The 22,555-nt window shown below is 68.6% G+C and carries 22 protein-coding genes; 13 read left to right on the forward strand and 9 right to left on the reverse strand.

All coding sequences use genetic code 11. From position 1 onward, the window contains the following. Positions 1-7: 7 nt before the first annotated feature. Positions 8-505, reverse strand: coding sequence for a DUF402 domain-containing protein (locus tag ABZ297_RS17890; RefSeq protein ID WP_355346742.1), 498 nt, complete (start codon positions 503-505; stop codon positions 8-10). 84 nt (positions 506-589) lie between these two features. Between ABZ297_RS17890 and ABZ297_RS17895 the strand changes: the two genes are divergently transcribed. Together ABZ297_RS17895 and ABZ297_RS17900 are read left to right on the forward strand one after the other, a co-directional pair. Beyond that, positions 590-1,366 carry a hypothetical protein gene (locus tag ABZ297_RS17895; RefSeq protein WP_355346745.1) on the forward strand — a complete coding sequence of 259 codons (777 nt, stop codon included), beginning with the start codon at positions 590-592 and terminating at the stop codon, positions 1,364-1,366. Between the two features lie 10 nt (positions 1,367-1,376). Then, positions 1,377-1,919 (forward strand): AAA family ATPase, encoded by a 543-nt coding sequence (locus ABZ297_RS17900; protein WP_355346748.1) that lies wholly within the window; start codon positions 1,377-1,379, stop codon positions 1,917-1,919. 75 nt (positions 1,920-1,994) lie between these two features. Here ABZ297_RS17900 and ABZ297_RS17905 read toward each other — a convergent pair whose 3' ends face one another. Both ABZ297_RS17905 and ABZ297_RS17910 read right to left on the reverse strand, forming a co-directional pair. Beyond that, positions 1,995-2,636: a response regulator transcription factor gene (locus tag ABZ297_RS17905; protein ID WP_355346751.1), complete on the reverse strand. Its 642-nt coding sequence runs from the start codon at positions 2,634-2,636 to the stop codon at positions 1,995-1,997. Then, the gene (locus ABZ297_RS17910; RefSeq protein ID WP_355346754.1) at positions 2,633-3,970 is read right to left on the reverse strand and encodes a histidine kinase; all 1,338 of its coding nucleotides are present in this window, start codon (positions 3,968-3,970) and stop codon (positions 2,633-2,635) included. Before ABZ297_RS17910 ends, ABZ297_RS17905 begins: the two co-directional genes overlap by 4 nt. A gap of 113 nt (positions 3,971-4,083) precedes the next feature. Between ABZ297_RS17910 and ABZ297_RS17915 the strand changes: the two genes are divergently transcribed. Genes ABZ297_RS17915 through ABZ297_RS17925 form a run of 3 tightly spaced genes read left to right on the forward strand, consistent with a single transcriptional unit; the run spans position 4,084 to position 6,340 of the window. Beyond that, a complete protein-coding gene (locus ABZ297_RS17915; protein WP_355346757.1) occupies positions 4,084-4,803 on the forward strand; it encodes an ATP-binding cassette domain-containing protein in 720 nt (239 codons plus the stop codon). Further along, positions 4,800-5,567 carry an ABC transporter permease gene (locus ABZ297_RS17920; protein WP_355346760.1) on the forward strand — a complete coding sequence of 256 codons (768 nt, stop codon included), beginning with the start codon at positions 4,800-4,802 and terminating at the stop codon, positions 5,565-5,567. Before ABZ297_RS17915 ends, ABZ297_RS17920 begins: the two co-directional genes overlap by 4 nt. Then, the gene (locus ABZ297_RS17925; RefSeq protein WP_355346763.1) at positions 5,564-6,340 is read left to right on the forward strand and encodes an ABC transporter permease; all 777 of its coding nucleotides are present in this window, start codon (positions 5,564-5,566) and stop codon (positions 6,338-6,340) included. Before ABZ297_RS17920 ends, ABZ297_RS17925 begins: the two co-directional genes overlap by 4 nt. A 109-nt stretch (positions 6,341-6,449) precedes the next feature. Here the strand turns inward: ABZ297_RS17925 and ABZ297_RS17930 are convergent, their stop codons facing one another. Beyond that, positions 6,450-8,135 carry a ribonuclease J gene (locus ABZ297_RS17930; RefSeq protein WP_355346766.1) on the reverse strand — a complete coding sequence of 562 codons (1,686 nt, stop codon included), beginning with the start codon at positions 8,133-8,135 and terminating at the stop codon, positions 6,450-6,452. Positions 8,136-8,189: 54 nt separating this feature from the next. Further along, positions 8,190-9,107 carry a 4-hydroxy-tetrahydrodipicolinate synthase gene (gene dapA / locus ABZ297_RS17935; protein ID WP_355346769.1) on the reverse strand — a complete coding sequence of 306 codons (918 nt, stop codon included), beginning with the start codon at positions 9,105-9,107 and terminating at the stop codon, positions 8,190-8,192. 928 nt (positions 9,108-10,035) lie between these two features. Here dapA and ABZ297_RS17940 point away from each other — a divergent pair. From ABZ297_RS17940 to ABZ297_RS17955, 4 genes are all read left to right on the forward strand, one after another. Beyond that, positions 10,036-10,752 (forward strand): GntR family transcriptional regulator, encoded by a 717-nt coding sequence (locus tag ABZ297_RS17940; protein WP_355346772.1) that lies wholly within the window; start codon positions 10,036-10,038, stop codon positions 10,750-10,752. Positions 10,753-11,412: 660 nt separating this feature from the next. Further along, complete coding sequence (gene radC / locus ABZ297_RS17945; RefSeq protein WP_355346775.1) at positions 11,413-12,069, forward strand: DNA repair protein RadC; 657 nt, start codon at positions 11,413-11,415, stop codon at positions 12,067-12,069. A gap of 1,355 nt (positions 12,070-13,424) precedes the next feature. Further along, positions 13,425-13,901, forward strand: a complete 477-nt coding sequence (locus tag ABZ297_RS17950) for a GntR family transcriptional regulator (RefSeq protein ID WP_355346778.1) — start codon at positions 13,425-13,427, stop codon at positions 13,899-13,901. A 41-nt stretch (positions 13,902-13,942) separates the two neighbouring features. Continuing rightward, positions 13,943-14,428, forward strand: a complete 486-nt coding sequence (locus ABZ297_RS17955; protein ID WP_355346781.1) for a GntR family transcriptional regulator — start codon at positions 13,943-13,945, stop codon at positions 14,426-14,428. A gap of 296 nt (positions 14,429-14,724) precedes the next feature. Here the strand turns inward: ABZ297_RS17955 and ABZ297_RS17960 are convergent, their stop codons facing one another. Beyond that, positions 14,725-15,747, reverse strand: a complete 1,023-nt coding sequence (locus ABZ297_RS17960; protein WP_350805411.1) for a hypothetical protein — start codon at positions 15,745-15,747, stop codon at positions 14,725-14,727. 43 nt (positions 15,748-15,790) lie between these two features. Beyond that, complete coding sequence (locus ABZ297_RS17965) at positions 15,791-16,627, reverse strand: DMT family transporter (RefSeq protein ID WP_355346785.1); 837 nt, start codon at positions 16,625-16,627, stop codon at positions 15,791-15,793. A 256-nt stretch (positions 16,628-16,883) separates the two neighbouring features. Here ABZ297_RS17965 and ABZ297_RS17970 point away from each other — a divergent pair, with 256 nt between their 5' ends. The 4 genes from ABZ297_RS17970 to ABZ297_RS17985 all read left to right on the forward strand — a co-directional run bounded on the left by ABZ297_RS17970 (position 16,884) and on the right by ABZ297_RS17985 (position 21,099). Then, the gene (locus ABZ297_RS17970) at positions 16,884-18,284 is read left to right on the forward strand and encodes a PLP-dependent aminotransferase family protein (RefSeq protein ID WP_355346788.1); all 1,401 of its coding nucleotides are present in this window, start codon (positions 16,884-16,886) and stop codon (positions 18,282-18,284) included. Positions 18,285-18,529: 245 nt separating this feature from the next. Further along, on the forward strand, positions 18,530-19,138 hold the full coding sequence (locus ABZ297_RS17975; RefSeq protein ID WP_355346791.1) for a GNAT family N-acetyltransferase: 609 nt from the start codon (positions 18,530-18,532) through the stop codon (positions 19,136-19,138). A 13-nt stretch (positions 19,139-19,151) separates the two neighbouring features. After that, positions 19,152-20,027: a 1,4-dihydroxy-2-naphthoate polyprenyltransferase gene (locus ABZ297_RS17980; protein ID WP_355346794.1), complete on the forward strand. Its 876-nt coding sequence runs from the start codon at positions 19,152-19,154 to the stop codon at positions 20,025-20,027. A 70-nt stretch (positions 20,028-20,097) separates the two neighbouring features. Continuing rightward, entirely contained in the window at positions 20,098-21,099 is a 1,002-nt protein-coding gene (locus tag ABZ297_RS17985; protein WP_355346797.1) for an adenosine deaminase, read from the forward strand. Between the two features lie 89 nt (positions 21,100-21,188). Here ABZ297_RS17985 and ABZ297_RS17990 read toward each other — a convergent pair whose 3' ends face one another. Next, a complete protein-coding gene (locus ABZ297_RS17990) occupies positions 21,189-21,674 on the reverse strand; it encodes a GNAT family N-acetyltransferase (RefSeq protein WP_355346800.1) in 486 nt (161 codons plus the stop codon). A gap of 142 nt (positions 21,675-21,816) precedes the next feature. Further along, positions 21,817-22,554: a 4-hydroxy-tetrahydrodipicolinate reductase gene (gene dapB, locus ABZ297_RS17995; protein ID WP_355346803.1), complete on the reverse strand. Its 738-nt coding sequence runs from the start codon at positions 22,552-22,554 to the stop codon at positions 21,817-21,819. Between the last annotated feature and the right edge of the window lies 1 nt (position 22,555).

The following is a 22,555-nucleotide window of genomic DNA, read 5'->3' on the forward strand; positions in this document are numbered from 1 at the left end:
GCCTCAGTCACACGACCTGGGACAGCCAGCGGACGTGCGCGCCCCCGAAGGGTTCCTGCCGCTGCTCCACCGCCCGGAGCAGCCAGCGGGCCGTCTCCTCGGCCCGCTCGATCACCTCGGCCGGATACCCCAGCGACACCTGATGCTCGGCGAACTCGTCCTCATCGTCCAGGATCAACCGCCCATCACGCATCTTGATCACGTCGAGGTCGAGATCCACCATGGTCACCTCGCCATCACGCCACTCGGGCACGGTGGTGACGTCGATGTAGATCTCCGTGCGGTGCTGCGGCCCGTTGAAGGACGCGGTCCACCAGGCGTCACGCGGGAACAGCATGCTGCTCGGATAGTCCCAGGCGACGGGCGGCTCCTCACCCTTCCTGGCGAGCGTGCCCATCGGCACCGCGACCCAGACGCCGTACTCGTCCTCGCCGAGGATTCTCCCCAGATGGTTCCAGTGCAGCGCCCCGCCGTACTTTCGGAAGATTACCTTTACATCGCTCACGAGAGGAAAAGTTACCGAACCCCCGCTCACACCGGGCCAACGACTGACAATGAAGGTACGACCAGTCGGAGACAAGGGGGCAGTATGGCATTGCTGCGGCAGGTGAAAGCGGACTTACTGGCACGCAGAAACGTCGAAGCCTACGTGGTCGCCCTGGTGGTCATCTGTTTCGCCGTCGTCTCGATAATCAACGACATCGTGCCCGACCAGCTCAAATGGTCCGCCCTGTTCGCGGCCGTCGGCCTCCTCGTCTACCGCCTCACCCTCCCGGAGCAGCGCCGCACCTCCCCAAGCGACCTCATCCGCGACCGCTCCGCCTTCGACACCCTTCCGGCCACAGTGGTGTTCGCCAACGCCCGCGACGTCCGCGTGTTCGCCCCATCCGCCGTGAACCTCCTCTCCCCCGAAACCTGCGAGACGCTGCGCACCCAAGTGCTACGCCACAAAGGCGGCTCCGTCCGCATCGTCACCCTGGACCCCGAGGAGCCGGAAGCCATCAGACTGGCCTCACGCCAACTCGACGAATCGGTGGAACACCAACTTCAGTCGCTCCCCGCCGCCCTGGCGATCACGCTCGAACGACTGGCGCACATAGCCACCTGGAAAACGCCGGGAGAGCTGAATTATCGGCTGTTCCCCTACAACCCGGGATTCAGCCTCGTACTCATCGACCCGGAGACCTCACACGGCCGCGCAATCGTCGAGATCCATGGGTTCCATAACACGTCCACTTTCGCCCGCATGCATCTGAACCTGACCCGCGAACAGAACGACCGCTGGTACGCGTACTGGGTGCAACAGTTCGACCACCTCTGGGACGCGGCCAGACCGTCCGACAAACCGCAACCCACCAGCCACTAAGGTCAATCAGATGCAAGATCGACTCGTCGACGAAACCGCGCCCCTCTGCCTCCTGGCGGGCGCACCTGGCGCGGGCAAGACCACCCTGCTGCCGCACCTGGTGCGGGCGGCGGGCGGGCTGATCGTGATGGACATGGACGAACTGCTCGAGGACGGCGCCCTGATCGGGGTACCCATCGCCGAACCGGACGCGGCGCCGGTGTGGCCGGCCTACGACCGCATGTGGCGACGCATCGTGACCATGGTGCGCCGAGCGGGGCATCCGGTGCTGCTCCTGTGCCCCGTCCCCGACCCTGACGAACTGGCAGCGGGCAGGCGATGGGACGGCCCGGTCCATTGGGCGCTGCTGGACTGCCCCGATGACGTGCGAGAACACCGGCTGCGGGCACGCGGCTACGCGCAGGAGTGGATCGAGGACGCGCTGGCGGACGCCGCACAGGGCCGCACGCTGATCCCAGCGGCGTTCGACACCGGCGGCGGCAGAGCCGCTGCCGAAATCGCTGCACAGGTCCTCATGTGGGCGCGTACGTCACCGGCGCGCCCGACACGTTAACCACCAGGCCCGCTGACCACCGGCGCAGACGGCACCCCGAACCACGACACCCCCACAACTACGCACAAGTGACGGCTACCGAGTTGCGGAGACTAAACCGCTCTCGTAGGCCGCGATGACGAGTTGAGCCCGGTCGCGTGCCTCGAGCTTGGCCAGGAGGCGACTGATGTGCGTCTTGATCGTGGCCAGGCTCAGCTGAAGGTGGGCGGCGATCTCTGCGTTGGACAGCCCGCGGGCGATCAGGGTGAGCACTTCGCACTCCCTCTCCGTCACCCCGTCGAGCCCTCTCACCGGCGGCAGCACAGGCGTGCGCGCGAACTCCTCGATCAGCCTCCGCGTCACCTTGGGCGCCAGCAGCGCCTCACCCGCAGCGACCACCCGAATGGCTGCGAGCAGGTCGGCAGGCGGGGTGTCCTTGAGCAGGAAGCCGCTGGCGCCCGCACGAAGCGCGTCATAGACATAAGCATCCAGATCGAACATGGTCACGATCAGAACGCGGGACGCGTTGCCGATGAGCCGAGTCGCCTCGATCCCGTCCATGACCGGCATGCGTACGTCCATGAGCACCACATCGGGCCGCTCCTCCAAGGCAATGGACACGGCCTCCGCGCCCGTCGCCGCCTCACCCACCACGGTCAGATCTGGCTCGGAGTCGACCAGGACCTTGAAGCTTCCTCGGAGCAGCGCCTGATCGTCGGCGACCAGTACCCGGATCACGGCGCGTCCCCGTAGGGCAGGCGGGCTGAGACCCGGAAGCCCTGCCCCGGGACGCGCCCGGCTTCGAACGCCCCGCCGTACATCATGACCCGCTCCCGCATCCCGATCAGCCCGTGCCCTGCTCCGTCGGCCGGTAGCGTACGCCGCCCCGGCCCGTCGTCGACCACCTCGATCCGGACCTCCCTCTCGTCAGCGACCACCGACGCCCTGCAACGGGCAGGGGCCGCATGCTTGACGACGTTCGTGAGCGCCTCCTGGACGATCCGGTAGACCGACAACTCCACGCCGTCCGGCAGTCTCATTCCATCTACTTCGTCGCCCCATCGTGCCCCCTCTGCGTCAGCCCACTGAGCATCACCCCGCCATGCCCCCTCTGTTCGGTCAGCCCACTGAGCACCACCCGGCCGAGCACCGTCTCGATCGGCCGACTCCTCACCAGCGCCGGTGTCGGCCGGCTCACACCCGCTCCTTACGCCCTGAATGCGAACATCGAGCTCCACCTCCACCCCCGCCAAACTGGCCCGTTCGGCCAGCGCACGCAGGTCGGCGATGCCCGGAGTGGGGCTGAACTCCGGCGCCTCGGCGGAACGCAGCACGCCGAGCAGGTGGCGCATTTCCACCAGCGCACCCCTGCTCACGGTCTCGATCACGCGCAGCGCGTCGCGCGCCTCGTCAGGCCTCGCCTTCATGACGTGGTTGGCCACGCCGGCTTTGACCGCGATCAAACCCACGCTGTGCGTGACCACGTCGTGCAGCTCACGCGCGATACGCAGACGTTCCTCCGTCACCGCCTGCCCGGCCAGCCGCTCGGCATCACGCGCGGCGTAGATTCTGCGTTCTCGCACGGCGCGGCCCACCGTCCAGGCGCCGCCCAGCGCCGCGATGCCGATGAGCGGCTTGTCCAGACTGAACATCCACTCGGGCGCCCCCGCTCGCGGCGACCCGCCCACCGCGACCAACCCCACCCCCGTGACCAGGGTGAGCACGGCGATCGCCGAGGTCGGCACCCACGTTCCGCGGGCGCCGTCGGCCAGGGCGACCACATAGAGCGCGTACGCGGGCGAGACGTAGGCGAAACTGACCAGGTCGGCCATGACGGCCGCGATGGACAGCGCCAGGAGGAAACAGAAGACCGGGAACGGCCACAGTCTTCTCAGGGCCAGCGGCAACCCCAGCCCGAGGGGAAAGGCCAGCCTCGCCCAGGGCGGCAGGCCGTCGGCCTGCGCCGTGGCCGTGAGGAAAACGAGCGAGAAGCCCAGCCCGGCCACCAAGTCCAACGCGATCAGCTGGTGGCGGCTCAGGCGCCTGGCGAAGAGGGGGTGCGTCTCGTTCACGCGTTGAACCGTAGCCAATGAGCAGAGTTCCGCACGTCAGCCCGGAGTCTGATGTTGCAGTTCGGACCCTGGTCCGATGTGCCAGAACCCCGCCGTGCCCCATCGTTTACGACGTGATCGAACTCAGACGCCTGACGAAACGCTACGGCGACACTCTCGCCGTAGACGGGCTGTCCTTCCGGGTCGAACCGGGCCATGTGACCGGCTTCCTCGGCCCCAACGGTGCCGGCAAGTCCACGACGATGCGGCTGATCCTCGGCCTCGACGCCCCGACCTCGGGCGAGGCGCTGGTCAACGGGCGCCGCTACGCATTGTCACGCCGCCCGATGCGAGAGGTGGGCGCGCTGCTCGACGCGAACGCGGTTCACCCCGGCCGCAGCGCCTACAACCACCTGCTCAGCCTGGCCCTCACCAACGACATCGGCCCGCATCGCGTGGCGGAGGTGCTCGAGCAGGTGGGGCTGGCCGGGGTGGCGCGTAAACGGGTGGGCGGGTTCTCGCTGGGCATGAAGCAGCGGCTCGGCATTGCGGCCGCGCTGCTCGGCGACCCCGGCGTGCTGATGTTCGACGAACCGGTCAACGGGCTCGACCCCGACGGGGTGCGGTGGATCCGCGAGCTGATGCGCTCGTTGGCCGCCGACGGGCGCACGATCCTGCTCTCCAGCCACCTGATGAGCGAGATGGCCCTGACCGCCGACCGCATCGTCATCGTGGGGCGTGGCAAGCTGATCACCGAGGCCACCGTCGACGAGCTCACCGCGCGCCACACGTCCCTTGAGGAGGCCTACCTGGCGCTCACGGCGAGCAGCGTGCAGTACGGAGCGTCGCGGTGAGAGAAGTTCTGTCCTCCGAGTGGCTGAAGCTGCGCTCGGTCAACTCGACCCGCACCGCCATCGGTGCCGCCGCCGCCATGGTGCTCGCCGGCGTGTTGTGGACGTTCTACGTCAGCGGAGTCGCGGAGGACCGCGGCGGCATGCTCCGGGCAGCGGCCCCCGAAGCGGGCTTCCTGCCGTTGACCCAGGTCAGCCTGGCGCTGATCGGCGTGCTGGCGATCACGTCTGAGCACGCCACCGGCACGATCCGGGCCAGTCTCGTCGCCGTTCCCAAGCGGAGCACCCTGCTGCTGGCCAAGACCGCGGTCGTCACCATGACGACGTTCGCGGCGGGCTCCGCCATCCTGCTCGTGACCTACGCCTCCAGCCGGCTGATCGCCGGCGACCGGCGGCTCGGCTTCAACGACGCCTCGTTCGCCGACGACCTGCCGATGCTGGCCGCCTCGGCTCTGTCGGTGACCGTGCTGGCGCTGGTAGGTCTCGGCCTCGGCTTCGCCACCCGGTCAACGGCCGCCGCCGTGGTCTCGGTGGTGGCGCTGCTGTTCGTGCTGCCCGGCATCGCCAACTATCTGCCTTCGCCGTGGAACGCCCAGGTCTCGGCACTGCTGCTGCCCAACCTCGTGCCGCAGATCGCGGGCAGGCATCTCTCCACGCGCCTCGGTGAAGGTTTCCTGCCCCCCTGGGCCGCGGCCATCGCCCTCGTGGCGTACGCGGTCGGAGCACTCGCCGTCGGGCTCCACCTGCTCAGGAAGAGGGACGCATGAGCATCCTCGCCTCGGAATGGCTGAAGATCCGTTCCGTCCGCTCCAGCCATCTCGTCGTGGGCCTCAGCCTCGCCGCGATCCTCCTGGGAATGGCACTCGCGTGGACAGCCGCCGGCATGTACGACCGCGCCGCGCCCGGCGTGCGCCCGCGCGCCGCCCTCGCCGAGCTGGAGGACGTCGTGGTGATCGTGCCGCAGCTCTGCATGGGCATCCTGGGTGTGCTGGCGATCACGTCGGAGTTCACGACGGGCCTCATCCGGACGAGCCTCACCGTCGTGCCGAGGCGCTGGCCCGTGCTCGCGGCGAAGTCCGCGATCGTGGGCGCCCTGGCTTTGATCACAGGTCCGGCGGTCGTGTTCGGAACGTACTTCGTCTCCCGCTGGATGGTCGGCGCCCGCTTCTCCGGCATGTACACGAAACCTGTCATGGACAGACTGCCGACGTTGATCACCACCAGCCTCTCAGTCGTGGTCTTCGCGCTGCTGGGGCTTGGTCTGGGCGCCATCATGCGGTCAGCCGCGGGCGCGATCGTCGTCCTCGTCGGGCTGGTGTACGTGGTCCCGATCGTCGTGGGCAACCTGCCCGAGCCATGGAGCGAGCGCGTCGGTTCGGTGATGATCGGCGGCCTTCCCCGCGAGATCACCGGCGACGATCTGACCCACACCGTGTACGGCTCGCTACTTTCGCCGGTCGCAGCGGCCCTCGTGATGGCCGCCTACGCAGTGCTCCCCGTTCTCGCGGGGACGTGGCTGCTCCGCCGACGGGACGCCTGACATGACGGCCGCCTTCGTGATGGTGTCCCGCTGGTGGCGGCGCGTGACGACCGCCACCTGGTTTCGAGTGGTACGACAGGCGGCGGCACCTGTCGTACCCTCGGAGAACTCAGACCTCGAGCACCACTGGGATGATCATCGGGCGGCGGCGGTAGGTGTCGCTCACCCAGCGGCCGACCGTGCGGCGCACCACCCGGCGGATCTCCTGCATGTCGACGACCCCATCGGCGGCCTTGTCCTCGAGCGCCTTCTCGATCTGGGGAATGAACTCGTCGAACTGGGCCGGGTCGATGCCGGAACCACGCGCGTGGATCTCCGGCCCTCCGGTGAGCTTCCCGGTGTTGGAGTCGACCACGACGATCACCGAGATGAATCCTTCGTCGCCGAGGATCCTGCGGTCCTTCAGCGAGGTGTCGGTGATCTCACCGACCGACGAGCCGTCGACGTAGACGTACCCGGCGTGAACCGCACCGACGATCCTGGCGCGGCCGTCGACCAGGTCGACCACGACGCCGTCCTCGGCGATCACGATGTGGTCGTGGGGCACGCCCGTGAGCTCGGCGAGCTTGGCGTGCGCCCGCAGGTGCCGCCATTCGCCGTGCACCGGCATGAAGTTCGACGGACGTGTCAGGTTGAGCACGTAGAGCAGCTCGCCGGCGGCCGCGTGCCCGGAGACGTGCACCTTGGCGTTGCCCTTGTGCACGACGCGGGCGCCCCAGCGGGTCAGGCCGTTGATCACCTTGTTGACGGCGGTCTCGTTGCCCGGCACCAGCGAGGAGGCCAGCAGCACGGTGTCACCACTGGCGATCCGGATCGGGTGGTCCCTGTTGGCCATACGCGACAGCGCCGCCATCGGCTCGCCCTGAGAGCCGGTGCAGATCAGCACCACGCTCTCCGGCGGCCACTGCTCGATGTCGCGCGAGTCGACGATCAGCTCCGGCGGCACCTTGAGGTAGCCGAGGTCACGGGCCACGCCCATATTGCGCACCATGGACCGGCCGACCAGGGCGACCTTGCGGCCGTGCTTGGCCGCGGCGTCCATGACCTGCTGGATCCGGTGCACGTGCGAGGCGAAGCTGGCCACGATGACCCGCTGCTCGGAGGTGCGGATCACCTCGTCGATGACCGGGCCGATCTCCCTCTCGCTGGTGACGAACCCGGGCACCTCGGCGTTGGTCGAGTCCGACATCAGCAGGTCGACGCCCTCGCTCCCGAGCCTGGCGAAACCGCCGAGGTCCGTGAGGCGGCCGTCGCTCGGCAGCTGGTCCATCCGGAAGTCGCCGGTGTGCAGGACGATGCCGGCGGGCGTCCTGATGGCCACCGCCAGCGCGTCGGGGATCGAGTGGTTGACGGCGAGGAACTCGCAGTCGAACGGCCCGAACCTGTGCTTCTCTCCCTCGACGACCTCGATCTTGGTCGGCTGCATCCTGTGCTCGGTGAGCTTGGCCTCGATCAGGGCCAGCGTCAGCCTGGACCCGACAAGCGGGATGTCGCGCCGCTCGCGCAGCAGGTATGGCACGGCCCCGATGTGGTCCTCGTGGGCGTGCGTCAGGACCACGGCTTCGACGTCGTCGAGCCGCCCCCTGATGTATTCGAAGTCTGGCAGGATCAGGTCGACACCCGGCTGATCCGGCTCGGGGAACAACACCCCGCAGTCGACGATCAGCAGGCGGCCCTCGTACTCGAAGACAGCCATGTTCCGGCCGATCTCCCCCAACCCGCCCAGCGCGACGATGCGCAGGCCGCCCTCAGGCAGCGGCGGTGGGGGGCCAAGCTCGGGATGCGGATGGCTCATGCCCGGCCCCCATGGTCAAATCGTGTTCTCAAAACTCCCGGTTCCTCCCCGTTCCTATGTATCTGTCAACTTCACTCCGCCGGCCACCAGGCAAGTGCGCAGCTCGGCGATCTGTCTCTCCGTTGCGGCGACGAGCGGCAGGCGCACCGGGCCGACCGGCACCCCGACCATGTCCAGCGCCGCCTTCACCATGATCGCGCCACCCGCGCTCATCATGATCCCCTCGATCACGGGCGCAAGCTGGCGATGCACGGCCAGCGCTTGGCTGACGTCGCCATTGCGGTACAGCTCGATCATGCGAGCCAGGTGGGCGCCCACGACATGCCCGACGACGCTCACGAATCCGGCCGCGCCCATCGACAGCCACGGCAGATTGAGCAGATCGTCACCCGAGTAGAGGGCGAGATCGGTGACCGTCATCATCTGACCACCGGCGAACAGGTCGCCCTTGGCGTCCTTCACAGCCACGATACGTTCGTGCTGGGCCAGCCTGATCAGAGTCTCGGTCGCGATCGGCACGCCGGCGCGTCCCGGGATGTCGTAGAGCATCACCGGCAGGCCCGTCGCGTCGGCCACGGCGGTGAAGTGCTGGTACAGGCCCTCCTGCGGGGGCTTGCTGTAGTAAGGCGTCACCACGAGCAGCCCGTGCGCACCCGCGCGTGCCGCCGCCCTGGCGAGTTCGACACTGTGATGGGTGTCATTGCTACCGGCACCGGCCACGACGGTGGCACGATCGCCGACCGTCTCCAGGACCACGCTGAGGATCCGCTCTTTCTCCACGTCGGAGGTGGTGGGCGACTCGCCGGTCGTCCCGCTGACGATCAGGCCGTCGTTGCGCTGCTCGTCCACCAGGTAGGCAGCCAGGCGCCGAACAGCTGCGTAATCGACCGCACCATCGGCGGTGAACGGCGTGACCATGGCGGTCAACATCCGGCCGAAGGGCGCGTCAGTGGTTCCAGTTGGCGATGCCATAGTGCGAACGCTACCTGGATTCACAAATCCAATGGACGGCGCCACCCCGTTTCGCCAGCCTGGGGCCGCCCTTTGTCACACCGTCCCCCACCATCTCACGACACATCTGCCCAACACCGGCACCGGGCCACGGGCGGATCGATCGGGCCGCGAACCAAGACTGCGCCCCAGATCGGCAGCGGCGAACGCGACTCGCCCCCGCTCATCCCAGCCGAACATCCCTCGCCCATCCGTCCGGGCGGACGCCACATTCTCGGCCGGTCGAACGACCGGAGCCGACCCCAGCCGTCCGAATGACGGGAGCCGCACCCTGGCCGCTCGAACAGATGGCCGTACTCTCGACCTGCTTCTCATGACGTGCTCTTGGCCTGCTCCTCATGACGTCGAGCGCGGCCACGTCGATGCTTGACTCCCACGCGACAGGCTGCCCTTTCTGGGCGCTTACCATCGCAACGGATTGCAGCCCCCGCAACGCACGTCCCCATGGCACATGTACTCGCGTAACACGCCCGCCTTCGCCGCACGCTGCGCTCGCAGCATGCGTGTGCATCCAGGGTCAGTGGCGCATCGTCAGCTGCCAGCGCTCACCCGCGCGCTGCGACGCGGACGTCGCACGGCCCGTCAGCGCGTCGGTGCGGCTGTTTCACGGCGAGACCGTGAGGCGTGTCGCCACGCCGACCAGGTGTCCGGCATCGGCGTGGGTGCGTTCGGCGGGCATTGGAAGAGGTCGCCGATATGTGCTCGGGGGTACACACATCGACGACCTCTACCGAACAATCGGTGCTCCTTACATGGGTGTTACAGGGTTTCTCCGATAATTTTGCGCCACTGCAAAGTTGGGGCTCCAGCAGTCATCGATGACGGTCGGTTACCTGCCGAATACGGCAACATGGGGCAACGCCTCACACGAACCCCCAGGGATGGACTAGTGGCCACCTCAGATCCGGTCTACCTGCGTGTCGTCGAAGACATCCGGCGGCAGATCAACGACGGCACCCTTCCCCCAGGTGCGCCCATTCCGTCAAGGGCGCAGCTGACCCGTAAGTACCAGGTCGGCGAGACCGCCGCCCGCCACGCCCTCCGCGTGCTCGCCGGCGAGGGGCTCATCGTCGGCCGCGTCGGGTCGGGCCACTACGTCAGGGAACGGCCGATCCTCGCACCGCTGCACCGCTGGCGTTTCCTCGACCACCCCGCCCCGCTCGCCGCCGACCTGCAGTCCCAGGGGCGGCGCGTGACGTGGGACTGGCACAGCGAGCCCGCCGAGGCCGGCCCCGACATCGCCAGGCGCCTGCGCGTGGACGAGACGGTCACGCTGACCAGAACGCATTACATCTTCCGCGGCGACGGCAAACCGCTCCAACTCGTCACTTCCTACGAGTCCCTGGAGTTCGCCGCGCACACGGAGGAGGAACGGCGCAGCCTGGTCGCCCGGATGTACGCGCACGGCATCAAGATCACAGAGATCGTCGAGAGCGTGCACACTCGGGTCCCGCGTCCGGCCGAGATCGATGCCCTCCAGATGGCGGCAGGTGTGCATGTCCTGCACGTCGAACGCACCCACTGGGCAGGCGATCGTCCGGTGGAGACGAGCGACATCGTGATCCCCGGCGACCGCTTCAGGATCATGTACAGCATGCCCGTCTGATCCCGGGACGTCGCCAAGGCTCCGGGCGACACCGCGCCTCTGCCCGGAGCCTCGCCAGAAATCACCCATCTTCCGGGGCTTCGCCAGCACCACCCGGCCTCTCAAAGCCCTGACCTGGGCAGACGGCCAGTTGGGCGACAGAGTCGTTCCCGCAGGTGGCGAACCTCCTCGTCTGACCGTTCACAGGAGCCCAACCAACAACGCCTGTGCCCCAGACACCCGGAGCCGCACCAAGCACCCCCGTGACGGAGACGGTCACGCCCGGTACTCGACCGGGCACCCCTGTGACCGAGACAGTCACGCCCGGAGCCCCACCAAGCACCCCCGCGACCGAGACGGCCACGCCCGCTGTCGGGACTGCCACGTCCCAGACCAGTGCTGCGCCTCTGATCGTCTGCGGCGGCAGAGCGAAGCACGTCCGCAGTCGAGCCCGAGGGCCAGGCCGCTGTTCATGGGAGCGCACAGGACGTCCCACTGTGGCTCTGGCGGCGATCAGGCGGTGACGGCCTGCGTTTCGACGTGGACCGCAACCTGGCCGCCCGCCTGCGCGAACTCATGGCCGACGCGCCCCAGCAGCCGCCCCCCAGCCAGGGATCGTCGCCCAAACGATCAAGCACAGGTTGTCGGTGCCCGCTGATACAACGGGTGCGGAGGTTGCGGATGCGAGTCAAAGACCTGCCCCGGCGCGAGCGTCCACGGGAGCGGCTGATGTCCAGCGGCCCGGCAGCGCTGGCCGATCGGGAACTGCTGGCCGTGCTGCTCGGCTCGGGTTTCCGCGGATCGAGTGCGATGGACCTGGCCGCCCAGGTCATCGAGCACTGCGGCGATCTCGATGGGCTCGCCCATTCCGAGCCGCACCGGCTCCTCGCCGTACCAGGCGTGGGTCCTGCCAAGGCGGCGCGGGTCGCCGCGGCGTTCCATCTCGTCCGCCGAGCGCAGGCGGAGCCCGAGCGGGCCAGGGTCACCAGCACCGCCGACCTGGCCGCGGTTGTGGCGCCCCTGCTTCGGGGCCACTCCCGCGAGCGACTGGTCGTCGTGGTGTGCAACACCCGGGGCGCGGTGCTCAGGCGCATGGTCCTCACCGAGGGCGGCTCCGACCACACCACGGTCCCGATCCGGGACGTCATCACGGCGGTGCTCGCCTCGCATGGCACGGCGTTCGGCGTCGCCCACAACCACCCGAGCGGTTCCCTCGTTCCCAGCAACGACGACCTGGCTGCGACCGGCCGCCTCGCGCAGGCGGCCGAAACCGTCGGCCTGCGCTTCCTCGACCACCTGATCATCACCGACACGGAGTGGAGACGCGTCCAGCCATGATTCGTCCTTCGCGAACAAGACAATCGGGCCATTTAGCCGCGACCATCAGGGCCTAAGGCTCAACTGTCGCCAATCCACGTGATCCCGCTGAAAGCGCAGAACGGGAGTCGTGAGGCGGAAGACCGTGAGACTCTATTCCCGCGGGCAGGCCGGTGGGTTCTCCAGCGGCCAACGGCTCGCAGCGACGTGGTCCCGCGCTTCCCGGAAGGTGCGGGACCACGTCAGCCCCACTCCCCCAGCCGACTGCGACGCCGGGCGATACCGGGGCAATGCCGGTGAGTCCGCTTGGGCGGACGGCCCTCCGGAGCCTGCAGCGTCCTACGCGCGAATCCGGTCTGGGCGGCGGAGATCGGGGCTCCAACGATGCCCGCCTGACGGGCTTCCGCTCGAGCGGACTCACCGCGAAAGCAGCGGTCACGTCAGCGACGTCACAGCCGGCCTCGCATACGTTCAAACAGTCTGAGCCCGGCCCCTCGCAGGCCCTCTCCGGCGTCCCCATCCTGGGGCCTGCGAGGGGGAGATCCCGGTAGGCGAGCTGATGCGGGATGACGCCTACCGGGAGAGGGACAGGCGTGGACCAGTGCCTGTCCAGGCAACGGATCGCGGTGGGCTTACGCGCGATCCGTGATCACGGCTCCAGATTGGAGCCAGTGCCCCAGCGCGCCCATGGCTGTTCGTGGCAGCAAAGCGCGCTGGGGGGTCGTAGGTACGTCGTGCTGAGATCACGGTGGATGCAGAGGCCCGGCTCCCGGATCGTCTGCTGGGGCTCCTCCGACAAGGCGGGAACCTGAGCAGCCGGATTCGACAAGCTGGTTGAAATGCGAGACTGGGCCGACATAAAGAACGAAATCCCCAAAGCAGCATTCATGAATGAATGTTGATGGCGAGGCGATCGAACGCGACGGAGGAAAGGATTTGGACACAAAGTCAATCAGCATCAAGTCACCGCGCCTCCCCTTTCAACAAGCTCCGCCACGTTTCATTGACCACCCCCGCCCGATCCCAAGGCGAGTCATGGACGGACATTTCGCCTTTCAATCTTGAGGTTCTACGAATGAACCGCAATCCACCCGCCAGACAGAGCTCATAGAAGACCGGCTGGCAGTCGCAGGTGTGGTCAAGCACTCGCACACGATCAGCTCGAGGGCGTGCCCGTTCCCACTCGATGCGAACGCAGTCGTCCCGCGCCGCCATGACATGGCACCCCGAACAGTCGTCGAAGCCACGTCCCACAAGTACGTCGGCCATGACATGGATCATACGTCTAGTTGTATCACATCGTCTAGAGAGAACGCCTCGCCTCTATAGACGATCCGTTATGAGGCCCCTCGTACCCCTTCGCCTATCTTGCGTATGTGCTCGACTACGACGGAGACAGACACCTCTACCTGCAGATTGCCGAGATCCTCCGCCAACGGGTCTCGGGGCTCACGTCGGGGCACCCCGTGCCCAGCGAGGCCGACATCCAGAGCGAGTTCGGGGTCGCCAGGACCACGGCCAGGCGCGCCATCCACGTGTTGCGCGAGGAAGGGCTCATCTACACCGTCCAGGGTGAGGGCACTTTCGTCGGCGCGCCGGACGCGGCGCCACGGAAACCCCGCAAGATGCCGATGTATCAGCAGATTGCGGTAGACATCGCCGAGCAAATCAGAGTGGGCCAGTATCTCCCCCGACGCCCGATACCTGGCGAAACAGCCTTGCTCCAGCAGTACGAGGTGGCCCGGGAGACCGTACGTCGGGCCATGGCGCTGCTACGCGAGCAGGGGTGGATCTACACGGTGCCGCAGCGCGGCAGCTACGTATCACCGAAGGAGTCGTGGCCCCAGGATTGATCTCGCTGTATTGGTCGTATGAAGACGACTAGACTAGGCGTGTGATCGATCGCGAAGGGCCCGTCCCGATCTACGTACAGGTAGCCCAGATCATTCACGATCGCATCGATGAAGGGCGGTTGCGGGTCGGTGCAGCCGTGCCGAGCGAAGCGGCGTTGGAGGCCGAGTTCGGCATCGCACGGACTACCGCGCGCAGGGTGGCCAGGGAGCTGCGCGAACGAGGATTGATCCACACGGTCCGGGGTGAGGGTACCTACGTCGGGGCGTTGGGCGTGCCCAGGCAGAGAACCACCAAACCGCTGTACGAGGAGATCGCCGAGAACATCGCCGCGCGGATCGTCAGCGGAGAGCTACGCCCCAACCGGCGCATTCCGCCGGAGCAGACGCTGATTCGAGAGCACGGCGTCGCCAAGGTGACCGCACGGAGCGCGGTCGCGCGCCTGCGTGAGCAGGGCTGGGTGTTCACCGTGCCCTACCGAGGCACGTATGTAGCCGCACGGGAACTCTGGCCGAGCCAGGCCCCGTAGCGGTACGAGAACAGTGGACCCGGCGAGGCCGGAACAGTGACCACCCGCGACCGCGGCCTTCCGGTTACTCGTGGGGCCGCCACTCTCGCAGCGTCGCCTCCATGACACGCGCCGAGCCGACGGCCGAAGGGCTACCCGGCAACAAGGTGGAGGGTCAGTCAGAGGGGCCGACCAAGCAGCCGGCTGGGCAGAAGTCTCCGCACTCCGCGCGGCGGCCGAAGAAGTCGAGCAGGCCGGCGGTGGCGGACGCCGGGCACGTAGTTCCCCGGGCGTGGCGGTTTGAGGGCCCCGCGCTGTCAGAACACCGGGATGATCTCCTCGGGGTCGATGAAATCGACGGGGACGCCTTCCAGGTCCAGTTCGGGAATGGCGGGAAAGGCGATTCCCCAGCGTTCCACGATCGCCCGGATGCGGGCCATCGCCACCCGCCAGTTCTCCGCCTGCTCCTCGTACGAAAGAACCCCCAGGCCCGCCTGCCGGGCGTGGTCCATGAGGACGCGATGGTTGGGCAGGAAATACGGCGGCAGTTCCCAAAACCCTTCCGGAGGCTCCCAGAGAATCATGGACAGGAAGACGAAACCCGCTCTGAGCTGACGGGTGATCAGGGTGCGGGTTTCGTCGGTCAGGCCGGGCCATTCGTTTTCCAGGATGGTCATGCAGATCTGGAGGTGGCGGGATTCGTCGCGGCCTATCCGTTGGAACATCTCGGCGAAGACAGGGTGCTGCGTGCCCGAGGCCATGCCCCTGAACAGCGTGGACGCGGCCATCTCACCCATCATGAAACTGGTGAACAGCACCGGCAGGCTGTATTTGCCGACGGCCGCGGTGTAGCCGGTCCAGTAGCGTCCGCCGTTGTGGTAGAGCCAGCCGATGTTGTTGTGGGCGGCTTTCTCCAGGTCGTCGGCGGGTTTCCAGTCGAGGGGGCCGCCGGGCCAGAGTCTGGCGATGGTGCGCTGGCAGCATTCCTCGTGGTTCATCTCGTCTCTGGTGATCGAGAAGAAGCACTTCCTGACGGGGTCCTCTTCGTGTTTCTCGAAGGCCTGAATGGTGGCGCGGGCGAAGACGGCGGGGCCGGAGGCGTCGAAGTTGGCCAGGACGGCGAACCAGTACATGATGCCCAGGCGCTGTTCGCGGGTGAAGTCCTCGGGGTTCAGGCCGTCCCAGGGAAGGTCTGCCGGGTTCCAGACCATGCGCTTGGACTTTTCGTAGATCGCCGCGAGTTTCTCGGTCTCGACGCGCCATTCCATCGGGTAAATGTTCGGCTGCGGGATCTCGGGGGCAGGCCAGAAGCCGCCCTCGGGGATCGTGAGGTCCGCCATGTGACACCTCCACCCCTCATCCTGCGTGGTGGCGTCACGGCTTTCAAGTACGGGCGCGCTGGGTGATAGCCACACATACCAGGACAGCCAACGCGCCTGCCACGGTTGCCGGGCCGAATCGCTCCCCCATCAGGAACCAGGCCCAGAGCAGGGTGAGCAGGGGCTGGGTGAGCTGAGTCTGCCCCGCTCTGGCGATGCCGCCCCGGGCCAGGCCCGCGTACCAGGGGACGAAGCCCAGGAACATCGAGATCACACCCACGTAGCCGAAACCTGCCAAGGACGCGGGGGTCGGATTGATCGGGGTCGTCAGCGCCAGGACGGTCGACGCGGGGAGGGTGAGCGGGAGGGAGAGGACGAGAACGTACGAGATGACCTGCCAGCCCGGGGTCTCCCTGGAGAGCCTGCCGCCCTCCGTGTAGCCGATCGCCGCCGACAGCAGCGCGCCGACCAGGAGCAGGTCCGGCCAGGTGGGGGTGCCCTGGGCGGACTGGGCGAAGGTGAAGGCGGTGATGGCGACGGCACCCGCCGTACAGCCGGCCCAGAAGAGGGGACGCGGACGCTCCCCCGCGCGCAGGACGGCGCACGCGGCCGTGGCAGCCGGGAGCAGGCCGATCACCACAGCCGAGTGGGCGGTGGACGCACCGAGATCCAGGGCCAGGCCACTGAAGACGGGGAATCCGAAGACCACGCCCATGGAGATGGCGGCGTACGCGGGCCAGTGGCGTCGTGGCGGCAGCAGGGGGAGTTCGGCGGCCTTGAGACAGGCCAGGGCTATCGCCCCGGCGATGACCGCCCGGCCGATCGCCACCAACCAGGGGTCGAAGCCCTGCATCGCGTAGACGGTGGCGGGAAAGGATCCGGAGAACGCCAGAACACCCATGAACGCCCGGGCCGTTCCCCCACGGGCGCCTGCTGAAGGAGGGGTCACGGCCGGCGCAACTCTCGGGAGGTGCGCGGCCTGAGCGGGTGTCGGGCGGTTCACGTCCTGCGCGGCTGTGGGGGGATTCGTGGCCTGCGCGGCACTTGGGCGGTTCGCGTCCTGCGCGGGTATCGGGGGGTTCACCGCACCCAGTGGCCCGGTGGCGGCGGCGGGGACCGCTACTGAATCGCGATAAGTAGCGCTATTGTTGTCCTTCATGGAAAACGATAGCAGTATCGCCCATATCGCCGCGATACTGCGCGAGGAGGCCTCCGGGCTGCGGCCCGGGGACCGCCTACCGGCCAGCCGGGAGATCATGCGGCGGCACGGCGTCAGCCCGGTGACCGTCTCGCGGGCCATCGGGCAGCTCGCCGCCGAGGGCAGGGTGGTCACGAAGCCGGGGATCGGGGCGTTCGTGGCGCGGCAGCCGGCGAGGGTCAACGACACCGCCGACCTGTCCTGGCAGACGCTCGCGCTGGGCGACAGGGTGGTGGACGAGTCGGTCGTGACCTCGCTGCTCAGCGGCCCGCCCGAGGGGGTCGTGCCGCTCACCGGCGGGTACCTGCCTCCCGGGCTCAGGCCCGACAAGCAGCTCGCCGCCGCGGGCGCCAGGGCGGTGCGCCGGCCCGACGCGTGGGCGATGCCGCCGCTGAACGGAGTGGACGAGCTGCGCCGCTGGTTCGCCAGGCAGGCGGGCGGCGACGTGACCGCATCCGACACGCTGATCGTGAGCGGCGGGCAGGCGGCGCTGACGCACGCGTTCAGGGCGCTGGCCGCCCCGAACGCGCCCGTGCTGGTCGAGACGCCCACCTATCCGGGCGCGCTCGCGGCGGCCAGGGCGGCGGGGCTGCGTCCGCACGCCGTCCCCATGGACAGGGACGGCGTGCGCCCGGACATGCTGGCCGAGGCGTTCGCCGTCACCGGCGCTCGGGTCTTCTTCTGCCAGCCGACCTCGCAGAACCCGACCGGCGCGACGCTCACCAAGGAGCGCCGCGAGCAGGTGCTCCAGGTGGCCGCGGCGGCGGGCGCGTTCGTCGTCGAGGACGACTTCGCCCGGTACCTGACCGAGCAGGCGCCTGCGCCGCTGGTCTCGATGGACGCGCACGGCACGGTCGTCCACATCGGCTCGCTCACCAAGATCCTCTCGCCGAGCATGCGGGTGGCGGCGGTCATCGCGAGGGGGCCGGCGGCGCACCGGCTACGCGCCAGCCAGCTGGTCGAGTCGTTCTTCGTGGCCAGGCCGCTGCAGGAGACGGCGCTCGAGTTCGTCGGGTCGCCCGCCTGGGCACGGCATCTGAAGGCCGTCCACGCCGAGATCGCCACCCGCCGCGACGCGCTGGCGGCCGCGCTGGCCGCGCGGATCCCCGAGGTCGAGCCACACCTGCTGCCGAGGGGCGGCATGCACCTGTGGCTGCGGCTCCCGGCAGGTACGGACGAGCACGCCCTGGTCGAGGAGGCCAAGCGAAGCGGTGTGCTGGTCAGCCCCGGCCGGATCTACTACCCGTCGGAGCCGCCGGGGCCCCGCATCCGGGTCACGCACATGGCGGCCACGCATCTGGCGGAGCTGATGGAGGGGGTGCGACGGCTGGCGCAGGCCCTGGCGGCGGTCACGCGGTGACGCGGACGAGGAAGGCGGGCGGGAAGGCGGACGGGGACAGCGGATGGGAAAATTGTCAGCGAGAGTTCACGGAGTCGTCCAGGAACCATTCACGCTCGTGATGTTCGTGCGCGGGTACGCCAAGCGCCCCAAAACGCGTGCCTACCGGGCGAGGAAGCAGGGTTCGCGTCATCCCCAAGGCTCAAAGACCGATACGGTGTAACTCGTGCCTTGTGGCATGACGGCAGGCGAAGGAGCGGGCCGAGATGGCAGACGTAGGCGTCCGGGCGGCCCGGCGCGAGGATGTGCTCCAGGTTGCGAACACTCAGGTCCGCGCCTGGCGCTATGGCTATCGGGATTTCCTCCCCGAGGGGCCACTCGAGCAGATGACAGGGCCGGCGGCCGAGAAGATGTGGCTGCGCCAGTGGGACGAGGCGATCGCCTCCCCGCCCACCCCCAGTCACCGGGTGCTGGTCGCGGTGGAGACCATCCTCGACACCGAGGGCTTTCCCGCCCTCGGCGCGGGCGGCAGCGCCGCCCTGGCCACACCGCGCGGTGGTGAACGCGTGGTCGGGCTGGCGTCGCACGCCCCCGCCGAAGATCCCGACCTCGACCCGACCGTCGTGGCGGAGATGCTGACGCTGCTGGTCGACCCCGACTTCGTCCGGCGCGGCCACGGCAGCCGCCTGCTCAACGCGACCGTCGACTACCTGCGCGAGGACGGCTTCCGCCAGATCGTCACCTGGGTGTTCGCCGAGAACTACGCGGTGCTCGGCTTCCTGGAGTCGGCCGGGTGGGGCGAGGACATGGCCGAGCGCGTGCTCGACATGGGGCGTCCGATCCGGATGGTCAGGCTCACCACGGACATCAGCTAGAGGAATCAGTCACATGGCTACCACCGGTCAGTGGATTGCCGGCGCGCGTCCCCGTACTCTGCCCAACGCCGTCGTGCCCGTCATGGTCGGCACCGGCGTCGCGATCGGAGAGGGCGGGTTCGTCTGGTGGCGCGCGATCGTCGCGCTGCTCGTGGCGCTGTCGCTGCAGATCGGCGTCAACTACGCCAACGACTACAGCGACGGCATTCGCGGCACCGACGACCAGCGGGTCGGTCCGATGCGTCTGGTCGGCTCGCGGGTGGCCACGCCGCCGCAGGTGCTGGCCGCCGCGCTGGGCTGCTTCGCGGTGGCCGCGGTGCTGGGGCTGACGCTCGTGCTGGCCACCCAGGCGTGGTGGATTCTGCTGGTGGGCGCGGCGGCGATCGCCGCCGCCTGGTTCTACACCGGCGGCAAGCGCCCGTACGGCTACCGCGGGCTCGGCGAGGCCGCCGTTTTCCTGTTCTTCGGCGTGGTGCCGGTGGTCGGCACCGCGTTCGTGCAGACTGAGCAGCTCTCGTGGGCGGCGCTGGTGGCTTCGGTGCCCGTCGGGCTGCTGTCGTGCTCGATGCTGGTCGTGAACAACCTGCGCGACGTGGGCACCGACGGGCAGTCGGGCAAGCGCACGCTGGCCGTGGTCCTGGGCGCCGAGCGCACCCGCACGCTGTACGCGGTCTGCCTGGTCGTGCCGTTCGTGGTGGCGCTGGCCATGATCCCGCTGGCCTGGCTGACGGTGCTCGCGGTGCTGGCGCTGCCGCTGGCGATCGCGCCGGTCCGGACCGTGCGGAGCGGCGCCGTGGGGCCCGCGCTGATCGGCGTGCTGCAGCAGACGGGCAAGCTTCAGATGGCGTACGGGCTGCTCGTCTCCATCGGCTTGGCGATCACCCTGTAGCCGGTCCCCGCGCGGGCGGGCGTGCGATCCTGGTGGGGTAGACCCGCGCCGCCGCAGCGAAGGGACGATCATGAAAGAGTTCATCGCCGGGCTGCCCAAGTGCGAGTTGCACGTGCACATCGAGGGCACTCTGGAGCCGGAGCTGAAGTTCGCGCTGGCCCTGCGCAACGGGCTGTCCCTGCCGTACGCGTCCGTGGCGCAGATGCGGGACGCGTACGCGTTCGACGACCTGCCGTCCTTCCTGAAGGTGTACTACGAGGGCATGGTGGTGCTGCGCACCGAGCCCGACTTCTACGACCTGGGCATGGCCTACCTGCGCCGGGCCGCGGCGCAGAACGTCCGGTATGCGGAGATCTTCGTCGACCCGCAGGCGCACACGTCGCGCGGCGTCCCGTTCGACCTGGTGCTCCGCGGCCTGCGCCGGGCGCTCATGGACGGCTACGGCCAGCTCGGAGTACGGGCGCAGCTGATCATGTGCTTCCTGCGCGACTTCCAGGCCGAGTACGCGATGGCGACGCTGCTGGAGTCGCTGCCGTACCGGGAGTGGATCGTCGGCGTCGGCCTCGACTCCGACGAGAAGGGCAACCCGCCCGCCAAGTTCGCCGCCGTCTACGCGCGGGCCAGGCAGGAGGGCTACCTGCTGACCATGCACTGCGACGTGGACCAGGACGACTCCGCCGAGCACATCCGCCAGGCTCTGGAGGACATCGGCGTCGACCGGATCGACCACGGCGTGAACGTGCTGGAGGACCAGCGGCTGGTGGAACTGGTCCTGACCAGGGGGATCGGGCTAACGTGCTGCCCGATCTCGAACGGCTACGTCACCGACTCGATGCACGCCGAGGGCATTCGCAAGCTGATGGACCTGGGCGTCCGCGTGACGATCAACTCCGACGACCCCGCGTACTTCGGGGGCTACGTCCAGGAGAACCTGGAGGCCGTCCAGGACGCGTTGCAGCTCACCGCCGACGAGTTGGTGCGGCTGGAGCGCAACGCCTTCGAGATCGCCTGGCTGCCGCAGCACCTCAAGGACGCCTACCTGTCCGAGCTGGACGCCTACGCCTCCCGTTAGGGGACCGCGGTGAAGAGCTCTTAGCTGTGGCCGTTGGGGTCCTGGACGTGGACGCCGCGGCCGCCGCCTGCCCTGGCCGCGAAACGGGGTTACCCGGTTGTCAGCCGCCGCATCACCACGCGCGGCGCCACCTCGATGCCCAGTTCGCGCTCGCGTTCCACCAGCTTCTCCAGCTCCGGCCCCCACTCCGACGAAGGCATCACCGAGTAGCCGTGCCGCTCGTACCAGGGCGCGTTCCACGGGACGTCGCGGTAGGTCGTGAGGGTCACCGCGGGCGCGCCGCTGGCGAGCGCGTGGTCGCCCACCGCCGCGACCAGCCTGCCGCCGATCCCCCGCCGCATGCTCTCGGGACTCACGGCGAGCTGTTCCAGGTGCAGGTTGCCGTCGACCCAGCCGACCAGCGCGAATCCGGCGGGCGGGCGCCCCTCGACCAGCACGGTATCGGGGTCGGTGACCTCTTCGATCATCGTCGTGCCGGCCGGGAAGACGATGCCGACCTGCTCGAACAGCCTGTCGGCGGCCAGCTCGACGGCGACCAGACCGGCAAGTTCACTGGAGTCAGCCCATCGCACCATGGCAACACGATCTCATGTTTCGGGCGGACGCCGCCGCTGGTATTAGGGTGATGCTCACAGGCTCGGCTGTGCGGAGTCGAGACCCCCTCCTCACACGACGTGCCCACGACCTGTGCGGTGGTGGTGGGCACGTCGTGTCCTGTCAGAGGTCGAGTAGCGGCTCCAGGCCGAGGGTCAGCCCGGGCAGCTGGCGCACCCGCCGCACGCCCAGCAGCACGCCGGGCGTGAAGGACGCGCGGCTCATCGTGTCGTGCCTGATCGTGAGGGTCTCGCCGTCGCCGCCGAGCAGCACCTCCTGGTGCGCGATCAGCCCGGCCAGCCGTACGGCGTGCACGTGCACGCCGTCGACGTCGGCGCCACGCGCTCCGTCGAGCTCGGCACTGGTGGCGTCGGGCATCGGGCCGAGCCCGGCCTTGGCACGCGCCTGGGCGACCAGCTCGGCGGTGCGCCGGGCGGTGCCGGACGGGGCGTCGGCCTTGTTCGGGTGGTGCAGCTCGACGATCTCGACGGACTCGAAGTACTTCGCCGCCTGCTGCGCGAAGTGCATCATGAGCACGGCCGCGATGCCGAAGTTGGGGGCGATCAGGGCGTTGGTGCCGGGCGATCGCTCCAGCCAGCCGCGCACGGTGTCGAGCCGCTGGGCGTCGAAGCCGGTGGTGCCGACCACCGGGTGGACGCCGTGCGCGATCGCCCATTCGAGGTTGCCCATCACCACATCGGGATGGGTGAAGTCGACCACCACCTCGGCCCCTTCGAGCCGGTCGATCGAGTCGTCCCTGTCGAGCGCGGCCACCAGTTCCATGTCGGTGGCCGCTTCGACCGCTTTGCACACCTCGACGCCCACGCGGCCGCGGGCGCCGAGCACACCTACCTTGATCACA

Source organism: Nonomuraea sp. NPDC005983 (genome assembly GCF_040614375.1).
In the GTDB taxonomy this organism is placed as follows: domain Bacteria; phylum Actinomycetota; class Actinomycetes; order Streptosporangiales; family Streptosporangiaceae; genus Nonomuraea.

Bases quoted from the DNA above. Each gene is read 5' to 3' on its own strand.
- ABZ297_RS17990 (WP_355346800.1), bottom strand. From the start codon at position 21,674: ATGGTGCGATGGGCTGACTCCAGTGAACTTGCCGGTCTGGTCGCCGTC.
- ABZ297_RS17965 (WP_355346785.1), bottom strand. From the start codon at position 16,627: ATGGGTGTTCTGGCGTTCTCCGGATCCTTTCCCGCCACCGTCTACGCG.
- ABZ297_RS17970 (WP_355346788.1), top strand. From the start codon at position 16,884: ATGGAAAACGATAGCAGTATCGCCCATATCGCCGCGATACTGCGCGAG.
- ABZ297_RS17975 (WP_355346791.1), top strand. From the start codon at position 18,530: ATGGCAGACGTAGGCGTCCGGGCGGCCCGGCGCGAGGATGTGCTCCAG.
- radC (WP_355346775.1), top strand. From the start codon at position 11,413: ATGCGAGTCAAAGACCTGCCCCGGCGCGAGCGTCCACGGGAGCGGCTG.
- ABZ297_RS17925 (WP_355346763.1), top strand. From the start codon at position 5,564: ATGAGCATCCTCGCCTCGGAATGGCTGAAGATCCGTTCCGTCCGCTCC.
- ABZ297_RS17900 (WP_355346748.1), top strand. From the start codon at position 1,377: ATGCAAGATCGACTCGTCGACGAAACCGCGCCCCTCTGCCTCCTGGCG.
- ABZ297_RS17985 (WP_355346797.1), top strand. From the start codon at position 20,098: ATGAAAGAGTTCATCGCCGGGCTGCCCAAGTGCGAGTTGCACGTGCAC.
- ABZ297_RS17960 (WP_350805411.1), bottom strand. From the start codon at position 15,747: ATGGCGGACCTCACGATCCCCGAGGGCGGCTTCTGGCCTGCCCCCGAG.
- ABZ297_RS17980 (WP_355346794.1), top strand. From the start codon at position 19,152: ATGGCTACCACCGGTCAGTGGATTGCCGGCGCGCGTCCCCGTACTCTG.
- ABZ297_RS17895 (WP_355346745.1), top strand. From the start codon at position 590: ATGGCATTGCTGCGGCAGGTGAAAGCGGACTTACTGGCACGCAGAAAC.
- ABZ297_RS17930 (WP_355346766.1), bottom strand. From the start codon at position 8,135: ATGAGCCATCCGCATCCCGAGCTTGGCCCCCCACCGCCGCTGCCTGAG.
- dapA (WP_355346769.1), bottom strand. From the start codon at position 9,107: ATGGCATCGCCAACTGGAACCACTGACGCGCCCTTCGGCCGGATGTTG.